The sequence below is a fragment of the Anaerorhabdus sp. genome (assembly GCF_036641015.1).
Lineage (GTDB): Bacteria > Bacillota_I > Bacilli_A > Erysipelotrichales > Erysipelotrichaceae > Anaerorhabdus.
Window position 1 is genome coordinate 61,367 of the sequence record NZ_JAVWFO010000001.1, and the last position, 11,860, is coordinate 73,226.

The 11,860-nt window shown below is 31.9% G+C and carries 11 protein-coding genes; 1 reads left to right on the plus strand and 10 read right to left on the minus strand.

The genetic code is table 11. The features are described from left to right. Positions 1-6: 6 nt before the first annotated feature. From RR430_RS00275 to RR430_RS00320, 10 genes are all read right to left on the minus strand, one after another. Entirely contained in the window at positions 7-483 is a 477-nt protein-coding gene (locus RR430_RS00275; protein WP_332486784.1) for a deoxycytidylate deaminase, read from the minus strand. Between the two features lie 5 nt (positions 484-488). After that, positions 489-1,745, minus strand: coding sequence for a rhomboid family intramembrane serine protease (locus RR430_RS00280; protein ID WP_332486782.1), 1,257 nt, complete (start codon positions 1,743-1,745; stop codon positions 489-491). Between the two features lies 1 nt (position 1,746). Continuing rightward, positions 1,747-2,661, minus strand: a complete 915-nt coding sequence (locus tag RR430_RS00285; RefSeq protein ID WP_332486780.1) for an RluA family pseudouridine synthase — start codon at positions 2,659-2,661, stop codon at positions 1,747-1,749. Then, positions 2,648-3,118 carry a signal peptidase II gene (lspA, locus tag RR430_RS00290; protein WP_332486779.1) on the minus strand — a complete coding sequence of 157 codons (471 nt, stop codon included), beginning with the start codon at positions 3,116-3,118 and terminating at the stop codon, positions 2,648-2,650. The genes RR430_RS00285 and lspA overlap by 14 nt, the downstream gene beginning before the upstream one ends. A 75-nt stretch (positions 3,119-3,193) precedes the next feature. Then, complete coding sequence (locus RR430_RS00295; protein ID WP_332486778.1) at positions 3,194-3,700, minus strand: hypothetical protein; 507 nt, start codon at positions 3,698-3,700, stop codon at positions 3,194-3,196. Between the two features lie 4 nt (positions 3,701-3,704). Next, positions 3,705-5,543, minus strand: a complete 1,839-nt coding sequence (locus tag RR430_RS00300) for an ABC transporter ATP-binding protein (protein WP_332486776.1) — start codon at positions 5,541-5,543, stop codon at positions 3,705-3,707. Continuing rightward, the gene (locus RR430_RS00305; RefSeq protein ID WP_332486775.1) at positions 5,536-7,332 is read right to left on the minus strand and encodes an ABC transporter ATP-binding protein; all 1,797 of its coding nucleotides are present in this window, start codon (positions 7,330-7,332) and stop codon (positions 5,536-5,538) included. The genes RR430_RS00300 and RR430_RS00305 overlap by 8 nt, the downstream gene beginning before the upstream one ends. A 57-nt stretch (positions 7,333-7,389) precedes the next feature. Beyond that, complete coding sequence (locus RR430_RS00310) at positions 7,390-7,644, minus strand: TIGR03905 family TSCPD domain-containing protein (RefSeq protein WP_332486774.1); 255 nt, start codon at positions 7,642-7,644, stop codon at positions 7,390-7,392. A 46-nt stretch (positions 7,645-7,690) separates the two neighbouring features. After that, positions 7,691-8,362 (minus strand): potassium channel family protein, encoded by a 672-nt coding sequence (locus tag RR430_RS00315; protein WP_332486772.1) that lies wholly within the window; start codon positions 8,360-8,362, stop codon positions 7,691-7,693. 9 nt (positions 8,363-8,371) lie between these two features. Continuing rightward, on the minus strand, positions 8,372-9,772 hold the full coding sequence (locus RR430_RS00320; protein ID WP_332486770.1) for a TrkH family potassium uptake protein: 1,401 nt from the start codon (positions 9,770-9,772) through the stop codon (positions 8,372-8,374). 149 nt (positions 9,773-9,921) lie between these two features. Here RR430_RS00320 and RR430_RS00325 point away from each other — a divergent pair, with 149 nt between their 5' ends. Next, the gene (locus RR430_RS00325) at positions 9,922-11,835 is read left to right on the plus strand and encodes a DEAD/DEAH box helicase (protein WP_332486768.1); all 1,914 of its coding nucleotides are present in this window, start codon (positions 9,922-9,924) and stop codon (positions 11,833-11,835) included. The last annotated feature ends 25 nt before the right edge of the window (positions 11,836-11,860 follow it).

Consider the following 11,860-nt stretch of genomic DNA (forward strand, 5'->3'; position numbering starts at 1 on the left):
TATTCCTCATTTAATTTTAATATTTATGCTAATTTGTTCTTGTAATTGAACAAGTTCTACACCAGCTGCACACAACATTTTTTTACTAGCTTTTACAGCATCTGTGTCCGCGTATTTATCACACTCGTACACAATTTTTTTAATACCTGATTGAATTATAGCTTTTGCACATTCATTACATGGAAATAAGGAAACATAAATCGCACAGTTATTAACTGGACGGGGACTATTTAAAATTGCATTTAACTCAGCATGAACAACAAAGGCATATTTACTTTCAAGCATTCCACCTTCTCTTCCCCATGGAAATTCATCATCGTTACAACCTCGAGGTAAGCCATTATAACCAATACTAACAACACGATGAGTATCATCAACAATAACAGCACCTACTTGCGTAGAAGGATCTTTAGATCGTAGTGCCGATAAATGTGCCATACCCATAAAATACTGGTCCCAATTTAATACGTTTTCTCTTTTCATTATGTTTATTTCCCTTCTAAATTAAGTCCATAAAATTCACTTAATTTATTTTTCATACTATTACTATATCCATTTAACCCAACTGAATCAAGATAATCTAATACCGCAATATCCGTTCCCAAATACATCGGTTTAACATTATAATTTTGAACACAACGGAATCCTAAAATACCTATTAATAATACAAAAGCTATTAAGGCATTTTGTCTAAGTAATTTCCATGATTTTTGTTTTGTTAACAATAACGAGATAAACAATCCACCTACGAATCCACCAATATGTCCATACATTGAAACTCCCGGCATAAATGTTATTAACAAGTTAATTAATAAAGTAGAAAGGAAACTACGTGCCACTGCCGGATTATAAATTACTTTAGATTCAAACCCATAAACTAGCAACGCTGCCATAAATCCATATAACCCACCACTTAATCCAACTGTAACAACATTATCTTGAGCAGCGAAAATAAATAAACTACCAAAAATTATTGACCCCAATAAAATGACAACATATTCCCATTTCTTATATAGTTTTTCAATAATACCACCTAATGAAATCAATGCAGCAGTATTCATCAATACGTGAAAGAAATCATAATGAACAAATCCAACAGTTAAGAAACGAAAGAATTCTCCTCCAGCTACAATAAACGCCTTATAATAACCACCCATTACAATACTCGCAGTAACTGCCGACCCATCACCACCAATAGAATTACTAATGAGGTTTGTTATTACAAAAATAATGAAACATATAATTGCAATGCCATACGTAATTAATGGTAATTGTTTAAGATTATTTTTTTTGATATTTCTTGGATCAAAATTATTAAATGCTTGTATTGTTTTTTCTTTTGTTTCATTTTCATTATCATTAATCTTTAAAATCATTGATTTAAAATCTGGAAATGTATTGGTAATATCAATTCCAGAGACATTTTCATTTGAAATTGCAACCTGAACAAAGTTTTCATCTTCACTCTCTTCAACTAGTTCATCACTAATATGAATATCAAGTAACTTAACGTTTCTATGAAAAAAATCACATATCGCTTTACTGGTTTCTAATAAACGAGATTTTTCAAACATTACAGATGATGCAGTTGATAAAGAAATACGAATTACAGGGTATTCTTCATTAATGCTACTACCTAGCCATATCTCATGAGTATTGTGCTTAATCTCTACAAATTTATATTCATATTTCGTTACGAAATATTGAGCTAATTTCATAATGAGTAAATCTCTCTCAACTGCCATACTAATAACCTCTCATTTCTTCAATTAGAGCTTTAAAGTAATCTGGTAAAGGTGCTTCAAATGTCATTGTTTCATGTGTTCTTGGATGCACAAGTGTAAGGGATTGAGCATGTAAAGCTTGCCCTTGTGTATCTTGTCTTGTATTTCTTAGTGAATATTTTGGATCTCCTACAATTGGAAAACCAATATATTGCATATGAACACGAATTTGATGTGTTCTACCCGTTTCTAATTTAAAGCTAACTAATGTAAAACCTTTAAATCTCTCTTCTACTCTAAAATGTGTAACAGCATCTCTGGCATTTTTATCAGTAACTGTCATTTTTTGTCTATCTCTTGAATCACGTCCTATTGGTGCATCAATAGTTCCATATTCATGAGGTAATTCACCATGAACAATTGCAATATAATCTCTAGTACATGTTTTATTAGATAACTGTTTTGAAATAGCTTCATGAGCCATATCATTCTTACATGCCACTATACATCCAGTTGTATCCTTATCAATACGATGGACAATTCCTGGTCTTAGAACTCCATTAATACCTGATAAATCTTTACAATGATATAATAATCCGTTTACCAATGTATGATCTGGATTTCCAGCACCTGGATGAACAACCATACCTTTCGGTTTATTTATTACAATAATGTCTTCATCCTCATAAATAATATCTAAGTTTAAATCTTGTGGAAATGCTTCTAATTCTTTCACTTCAGGAATTTCGATTTCAACTTCATCACCACATCTAACTTTATAGTTATTCTTTTTTATTTCATCATTTACGTGTATTAAACCTTGATCAAGTAGTTGTTGAATACGAGCACGAGAAAAGTCCTCACTTCTTGCACATAATACTTTATCAAGTCGATTACCTACTTCATTTTCTTCAATAATATAATTAATTTTTTCCATCCGGTTCCTCCTTTTTGAATAATGTTATTATGATTAGCACAAAAATACCTATACACAGTGCTGAATCCGCAACGTTAAATATTGGAAAGTCATATCCAAAAATAATAAAATCTAAGAAGTCACGGACATAACCAAATACAAAGCGGTCAAATAAATTACCTGCAGCTCCTGCGATCATTAATGTAATACAAATTCTTTCCCATTTATTTTCTTCTGGAGTTTTAGTATACATGTACACGAATAACCCAACACCAAGCAGCGAGATAAGCGTTAAAATTCCAACACGCCCACTAAACAAACTCCAAGCTGCACCTGTATTTTTTGCATAAGTAATATAGAAGAAATTCTCAATAATTGGAATTTGTTGATGCAACGCAAGGTTTGATTGCACTAATACCTTACTTCCTAAATCAAGAATCAATACGCCTATTAAAATAAATATATCTCTACGTTTCATAATTTCACCTTTTCATTGGAATATTATACCAAAAAGACTAGTTCAACACTAGTCTTTAACAAATCTATTTCTTTTTTAGAAATCTTGAGAAGTTTTAATGAATTCTTCTAACTCATAAGGTTCATATCTTTTTTGCATCTTAGTAAGGGCTATATTAAATGCTTTTTCATCATAATCATTCATTCTTTGTTCACGTAATGCATGTTTAATTGCAGAGCTAACTTCAAATGACATTGACCCTTCTTTTCTCGCACAAATCTTATTTGAACCATCAATCAATAAAAATAAGGCATTGTAATTTTGATTATCCTTAAGTGTATTTAGGAATTCCTTAGTTGCATCTAAGATACAAAATGGTATATCTGAGGTTTCAATCATATCATTAACCTCTAATAAGAAGCCATCAATTACTCCTTTTTGAAAATAACTTAAATGTATTTTATTCCTTCTAAAAAGTTGTATTTCTTCATCAACCCAAACTTTATCTTTTATAAAGAAGATCCAAGTTTGTTCAAGGAAATCTAGCCATATCCCATCTTCAATTGTTGTATCAACAACACTCTCTGTTCTATAAGAAATCATTAATCTATCCTTTATGCAGTAATTGATTTTCTAGATCCTCTGTAAACTGATTGGTATATAAACGATAATAATATCCTTTTTTATCCATCAGTTCAGTATGAGTACCAGATTCAACTACAACGCCCTTCTTTATAACTAAGATTATATCGGCATTTACGATTGTTGACAATCTATGAGCGATAATAAAACTTGTATGATGAGTTAAAACATGATCAATTGTGTGCTGAATGATTTGTTCTGTTTCAGTATCAATCGAAGATGTAGCTTCATCTAATACGAAAATACGAGGATTAACAAGTACTGCTCTAGCAAATGATATCAATTGTTTTTGACCAGTAGACAGTTTACCTCCACCTTCTCCAACCTCAGTATCATAGCCATTTTCAAGTTTTGATATAAAATCATGAGCATTAACTAATTTACATGCTTCAATAATTTCTTCATCTGTCGCATCAAGACGACCAAAACGAATATTTTCCTTAATTGTACCAGAAAATAAATGTGGTGATTGTAAAACATAACCTAAACGTGATCTTAACCACCCTAAAGATCTTTCACGATACTCTACCCCATCAATTAAGATTTCACCTTCAACTGGTTGATAGAAACGACATAATAAATTCACAATTGTACTCTTACCAGATCCTGTCTCACCAACAAGCGCAACAGTTTGACCTTCTTTAACTTTTAAGTTAAAGTTCTTCAATACTGGCTCTCCTGGTAAATAATGAAATGAAACATTTCTAAATTCTACATTTCCTTTGATTGGTTCATAGTTTTCTGTCTTTGGATCAAACAATGTACCATATTTTTCAATAACTTCTGGTGTATCAACAATCTCTGGTTTACTATCTAATAACCCTAATACTCGTTCAGCGCTGGCTTGTGCCATTTGTAGTTCAGCAATTAATCTTGCAATTTGACGTAAAGGTTCAAAAAATTGCGTTGCATATTGAGTAAACATCATTAGTGTTCCAAATTGTAGCGTACCTAATAGCACTTCATAACCACCATACCAAAGAATAGCAGCAGTGCTAATTGATCCAAGCCCCATTACTAAAGGCATAAATAAGGAAGACAAGGTAGCAGCTTTGATACTAGATTTACGCATTAAAGCAGTATCTTCTCTAAACTCATGAAAGTTTTTTTCTTCAAGAACAAGCGTTTTTGTAGTTTTAGCGCCTGTAATACCTTCATTAAACCCACTTGTAATACGAGAGTTTATTTTTCTTACAGATCGATAATTTTTTAGAATTCGAATTTGAAACCAAACGCTTATATAAGCTAAAATAGGAACTACTATTAATACCATTAAAGCAAGTTTCCAGTTAACAATTAACATAACTATAGTTACACCAATCATTACACTAAAACCCCATACTAAATCCATTAAACTCCACGATAGTATTTCAGCTAAACGTCCAATATCACTTGTCATACGTGCCATTAACCAGCCAATTGGCGTTTTGTCAAAATACGAGAATGAAAGTGATTGAAGTTTATGGAATGCTTTTTCTCTCACTTCAAAAGCGAAATTCATTTCGATTTTTCCTGCTTGCAAAAAGAATAAATAAACAATACTAGCCTGTGCAATGATACCAATAATAAATATTACAGCAAATAACGTTAATTGCGAATCAATAACACCTTTACCAACAAAGTAGTCAATTGCAATCTTATTCATGAATGGAAATGCTACATCCAATACTGCAATAAACAAATTAAGTAAGAATAAAATATACAAGTTTTTCTTTTGAGAATGCATCAGTCCTAGAATTTTGCGCCAAAGACCAATTTCTAGAGAATCGGTATTATATTCTTGTTCTTGGAAACGATTAGTCATTGTCATCACCTCCTCGAATAAATGAACTTTGTATTTCAAAAATTCGTTTGTATAATCCATCTTGATTTATCAATGATTCATGATTACCAATTTGTGTAATTCTACCGTCTTCAATTACGATAATTTTATCTGCATCCTGTGCAGAAGAAACACGTTGTGTAATAATGATTTTTGTTGTTTCTTTATTTAATTCATTTAATGCTCCTCTAATATGGGCATCAGTTTCAGTATCTACAGCACTTAAACTATCATCAAAAATAAGAATCGGTGTTTCATTGATAATTGTTCTTGCAATAGCAATACGTTGCTTTTGTCCCCCAGATAGAGTTACACCTTTCTCACCTACCAAAGTATCATATCCTTGTTCAAATTCTTGAATAACCTCATGAACAGAAGCCACACGTGCAGCTCTTTCTACCTTAGCATCATCATTAAAGCGATTAGCCAAACGTATATTATCGTGAATTGATTTAGAGAATAAAAATGGTTCTTGTAATACAATTCCTATATTTTTACGAATATGTTCTCTTTGAATAGTATTTAATTCATTGCCATCTATTTTTAATGATCCACCAGTGTAATCATATAAACGCGATAGTAAGTGAACTAAAGTAGATTTACCAGCACCTGTCGGACCTATAATTGCGACAGTTTCACCTGGATTAATTGTAAAAGTAATATCCTTTAAAATTGGTTCATTAGCATCATGGTATTGAAAGTCAACATGATTAAATTCAATCATTCCTTTAACATTTGGTGTTTCACCATTAGTAGCATCTTCTATAGGACTATTAAATATTTCATTTAAACGTTTTGCTGAAACAGTTGCTTTACCAATATCAGCTAATATTCTTCCCAAGTTTCTAATCGGCCATAAAATCATAGTTTCATACGAAATGAACACAAAGAAATTCCCAACTGTTATGTTCCCCGCGATTGCTTGATATATTCCTACAACGAGAATTAATAATATTTGTGATAAACAAATTAAATCACTCGTACTCCAATACAGTCCCAGTAATCTAATTAATTTAAAAGTTAAATCTTTAAATACTTCATTTTTCTTTTCAAATCGATCAATTTCATATCTTTCTCTATTAAAAGCCTTAATAACACGAATTCCAGATAAGCTTTCTTGAATAGTTGTAGTCATTACACCTTCAGCTTCATCTGAATCTAAAAATGTTTTCTGAGTATTTTTGAAAAAGATATAAGCGTAAAATATCAATAATGGCATACTGATAATCGATAAAACAGCCATTGGTGGATAAATTGAAAATAAAACGACAATAGCAATAAATGCTGTTGCAACAGAATATATCATTTCCGACAATTGTCCTGCAAACACTTTACGAACTTGTTCTACATCACTTGTACAACGTTGAACTAAGTCACCTGTTTTTGCACCTACATGATACGAATATGGTAAATGTTGTAAATGATCATATAAATCATTACGTATATGATAACTCATGTTTTCCGAAATAATTCCGTTCATTCTTCCTCGAATAAATACTGATATGCATAAGAATACACTTACTAATAAAACCAGTACCGCTCCTATCCATAGGTTATCGCGCACATAGTCACGCCCTCCTAGAAAATTTAATAAGGAACTAAACAAAGTATTTGTTATTGGTTGATTATCTATGATATTGTCTATAAAAAAACTAAATATTAGTGGTGAAACTAGGTTTAGTAATGCATAGAGTAATGTAACTATAAGCATAAGTAGCAATTTACCTTGATTATTTTTACAATACTTCTTTACAAAAGTCCATGTATTCATGTACTGCTTCCCCCTTTAAAATACAAAAATAAAAAACACTTACGTGCTTTTTATAATTTAACGAAATTGCTCCGCTAAGCATTTGGCGATTTGATCTGGACAAGAAGTATTCTTGTTACCACAAGTAATCCCGTTAAAAGCACTTATCACTTCTTCTACGGTCTTGCCCTTGATAATACTACAAATTCCTTTTAGGTTGCCATCACATCCACCAGTTATTTGTACATCTTTAATTATATTATCTTCACACTCAAATTCAAAGAGTCTTGAGCAAGTCCCATTTGGTTTATAACTAAATTTATTGACTGACATGATGTCACCTCCTTTACGCTGGAAATATCATAACATATTTTTTATATTAGTTGAAGTTTTTATCGAATTTTTTAAATACTGTATTATCCGCAATAACTAACAAACGATCATCCAATTCAATTACGTAATCTGCATTAGGTGAAATTGATAAATGTTCTTTTGGTTTTTTACGTATTCCTAAGATATTTATTCCATATTTTGCACGTAAGTTTAAATCCTTAAGTGGCTTACCAACCCAAATTTCTGGTGCAATAATTTCTACTACACTATACTCTGAATCAATATCTATTAAATCAACAATATTCTTTGATACTAATTGTTTGGCAACACGTTCACCCATTTCCTTTTCAGGACGGATAACACGGTCAGCACCAATTTTTTCAAATATTTGCATATACTTCTTATTTTTTGCCTTAGCTAAAATATAAGGAACACCTAATTCTTTTAGATTCATTATTGCCATAATACTATCTTCCAAGTGTGATCCTGTAGCAACTACTGCGACATCACAGTCCTGAATTCCAATAGCACGTAATTGTTCGATATCAGTAATATCCGCTTGTACGGCATTAGTAACATATTCAGCAACACGATCAACACAAGTAATATCACTATCCACTGCGATTACTTCATAGTTGTAGTCTGATAATGTTTTAGAAATTGTTGAACCAAATATTCCTAATCCTAAGATTGCATATGTTTTTGTTTTGTTTGACATAGTTTTCTCCTAACCTATTAAAATGTCCCCGTGTGCATACGATACTTCGTTTGTTAATTTCTTACGCGAATTAACCCTAAATATTAATACTACAATTGTTATTGGTCCAACACGACCGATAAACATTAAAGCGATAATGACCAGTTTACCAACTACCGAAAGTAGTGGTGTTAAATCCATTGATAGCCCTACAGTTGCGATTGCCGAGAAACATTCAAATATAATCGCTAAGAATGGCGCAGTCTCAGAAATACATAACACAATAATCGCAATAACTAATGCTGTCAAGTAGATAATAGTAACAACGTAAGCTTTCATAAAGTTTACACGTGGTATATCTCTTTTCATTACATTAATATGATTATCATTTCTTAAAATAAATAATACAAATATAAATAACATTGCAAATGTAGTGGTTTTAATACCCCCAGCAGTTCCTCCAGGTGATCCACCAATAAACATATATAAGCACATAATAAATTGAGTAGCTGGTTTTAATGCTGCAATAGGCAGCGTAGCAAAACCTGCTGTTCTCAATGTAGTTGATTGGAAGAATGAAGCCATCCACTTACTACTTTCACTTAAAGGTCCAAGTGTTGCTGGATTATTATGTTCTAATAAATAGATAATCACAGTTCCGGATAATAATAACCCAACAGTCATAAGTAATACAACTTTTGTATGTACCGATAACGTACTAATAAACTTCCTAAAGTTTTTACGCTTTGCGAATAAATCACCAATATTTTTACGTAAATCTAACCAAACTACAAATCCAATACCACCAGTAATGATTAGTCCAGCCACCGTAAAGTTAATTAGTGGATCATTAACGAATGGTATTAAACTTGAGTGAGTTATATTATCAAGTCCAGCATTACAAAATGCTGATACAGATAAGAAAATAGAATTGAAGATACCATGAAACCAACCATATTCAGGTACAAATTTAGTAGCGAATAACAAGAATCCAATAGTTTCAAATATCAAAGTGTATAAAACAATACTCCTAATAAACTTAGGAATATCTTTCATATCATTCTTAGATAATGAATCTTGAATAATTTTTTTCTCACCTAAAAATATTTTATGTTTCATAAGTGAAAGCATTAATGTTAGTAATGTCATCAATCCAAGTCCACCAACTTGCATCAAACCGATAATTACAATTTGCCCCCACATATTATATTGACTTAAAATAGAATATGGGACAAGACCAGTAACACATGTAGCACTCGTCGAAACGAATAAATGATCAATAAATGGCTTTGGAACGCCAACATTGGCAAATGGAAAACTTAATAGAATAGCTCCAGTTAAAATAACAAATGCAAAACTAAGAGCAATCATTGCCATTGGACCAACTTTTTTAAATAGTATTTGTCGTATAGACATATTAGATTTATCCATAATATCCCCTTTAATCTATAGCAAATATTAGTTTACTCCTTTATAAATAAAAATCAACATATACCGTATTAGTTAAACCTTTCACAAAGAATTAAAAGTATACATATCCTTATCTTTATGATATAGTGTTCCTTTGGAGAAAATAAACTATGAAATTTAACGAATTACAATTATCAAAAGAAATGCTTCGTGCAATTCAAGATTGCGGGTATAACGAAGCTACTTATATCCAAAGTGCATGTATACCTGTTATTTTAACAGGTGGCGACATTTTAGGACAATCACAAACAGGAACTGGTAAAACAGCTGCTTTTGGCATACCATTAATCGAAGAATTAAAAATTACTGATCACAAGAGACCTCAAGCGCTAATCCTTACCCCTACTCGTGAACTTGCTTTACAAGTAGTAGAAGAAATCCGTAAGTTTGCAAAATACAAAGAAGGTCTTAAAACAGTTTGTCTATACGGGGGAACTCCTATAGTTAAACAAATTCAAGATCTTAAGAAAGGTTGTGACATCGTTGTTGGATGTCCAGGACGTGTTCTAGACCATTTACGCAGACATACATTAAAGATGGAAAACTGTAATAAACTAGTCTTAGATGAAGCAGATGAAATGCTTAACATGGGATTTAGAGAAGATATTGAATCAATTATTAACGAATTACCAGAAGAAAGACAAACTATTCTTTTCTCTGCAACAATGCCTAAGGCAATTCTAGAAATCACTAGAACTTACCAAACTAACCCTGTTCATATTAAAACACCAGTAACTGAACTTACTGCTGCAAAAATCGAACAAGTAGTTTATGAATGTAAGCAAAGTGACAAACGTGAAGTATTAATTCAATTAATTGAATTACAACGTCCTAATCTAGCAATGATCTTCTGTAACACTAAGAAAATGGTTGATGATTTAACAAGCGAATTGGTGGCTAAAGGATATCCTGCCGCTGCAATCCATGGTGACATGAAGCAAGAAGCTCGTGCCAACGTTATGGAACGCTTCAAGAAGAAGAAGATTAATATCCTAGTAGCAACTGACGTTGCAGCTCGTGGTATCGATGTAGACAGCATGGATGTTGTTTATAACTTCGATTTCCCTCAAGAAGCTGAATACTATGTTCATCGTATCGGTAGAACTGCACGTGCTGGTAAAGAAGGATTAGCTGTTACTTTATTAACTGCTAGACAAAGAAATTTAGTTAGAGAACTTGAACGTACAACAAAAGCTAAGATTGAAGTTAAACCTTTACCTAGCCAAAAGATGATTCGTGAGGTACGTACTAATCAAGTTAAACAAGATATTAACAACATGTTAAATACTTCAGTTACAAAAGAAATCGAAGAATTAGTAAATGAATTCATCGGACAAGGATTTAGTGAAAGAGAATTAGCGCTAGCTCTAGCTAACAATATGTTCTCATCAACTTTATTAGTTGAAATTAAAACTCCTCAAAAGGAACCAAATTCACTACGTGTAAACTCTAAAGATAAAACAACTCTTGAAATCAATGTTGGTAACCGTCACAAAGTAAGTCCTGCTCATATCTTAAGTGCTATAGCAGAAGCTACTGGATTAAGTGGTAAAGACATTGGAAAGATCAACATTGGTGAACGTTCTACTACAGTAGATGTTCCAAAAGAAGTTGTATCTAGTATCCTTAATGATTTAAAGAATACTACAATTAAAGGTTATAATATCGAAGTAACTGAACTAGGTAGTTCAAATTCAAGATCAAGTAAAGATAGAAACTTTAGTGGCGAAAGAAGCTCAAGTCGTGATAGAGGCACTAGAGATAGAAGTTCTGGAAGAGAAAGAAGTTTCTCTAGAGATAAAAAATCAAGTGATGATAAGCCAGCTAGAGAAAGAAGTTTCTCTAGAGACAAAAAATCAAGTGATGATAAACCAGCTAGAGAAAGAAGTTTCTCTAGAGACAAAAAATCAAGTGATGATAAGCCAACTAGAGAAAGAAGTTTCTCTAGAACTAAGAAATCAAGTGATGACAAACCAGTTAGAGAAAGAAAAAGTACACCTGATAGAAAGAAGAAACAAGATTAATGTTTCTTCTTTTTTTTGTTTATTA

Excerpts from the sequence above, each read along its gene's own strand:
- RR430_RS00275 (WP_332486784.1), bottom strand. The coding sequence starts at position 483 with ATGAAAAGAGAAAACGTATTAAATTGGGACCAGTATTTTATGGGTATG.
- RR430_RS00280 (WP_332486782.1), bottom strand. The coding sequence starts at position 1,745 with ATGGCAGTTGAGAGAGATTTACTCATTATGAAATTAGCTCAATATTTC.
- RR430_RS00285 (WP_332486780.1), bottom strand. The coding sequence starts at position 2,661 with ATGGAAAAAATTAATTATATTATTGAAGAAAATGAAGTAGGTAATCGA.
- lspA (WP_332486779.1), bottom strand. The coding sequence starts at position 3,118 with ATGAAACGTAGAGATATATTTATTTTAATAGGCGTATTGATTCTTGAT.
- RR430_RS00295 (WP_332486778.1), bottom strand. The coding sequence starts at position 3,700 with ATGATTTCTTATAGAACAGAGAGTGTTGTTGATACAACAATTGAAGAT.
- RR430_RS00300 (WP_332486776.1), bottom strand. The coding sequence starts at position 5,543 with ATGACTAATCGTTTCCAAGAACAAGAATATAATACCGATTCTCTAGAA.
- RR430_RS00305 (WP_332486775.1), bottom strand. The coding sequence starts at position 7,332 with ATGAATACATGGACTTTTGTAAAGAAGTATTGTAAAAATAATCAAGGT.
- RR430_RS00310 (WP_332486774.1), bottom strand. The coding sequence starts at position 7,644 with ATGTCAGTCAATAAATTTAGTTATAAACCAAATGGGACTTGCTCAAGA.
- RR430_RS00315 (WP_332486772.1), bottom strand. The coding sequence starts at position 8,362 with ATGTCAAACAAAACAAAAACATATGCAATCTTAGGATTAGGAATATTT.
- RR430_RS00320 (WP_332486770.1), bottom strand. The coding sequence starts at position 9,772 with ATGGATAAATCTAATATGTCTATACGACAAATACTATTTAAAAAAGTT.
- RR430_RS00325 (WP_332486768.1), top strand. The coding sequence starts at position 9,922 with ATGAAATTTAACGAATTACAATTATCAAAAGAAATGCTTCGTGCAATT.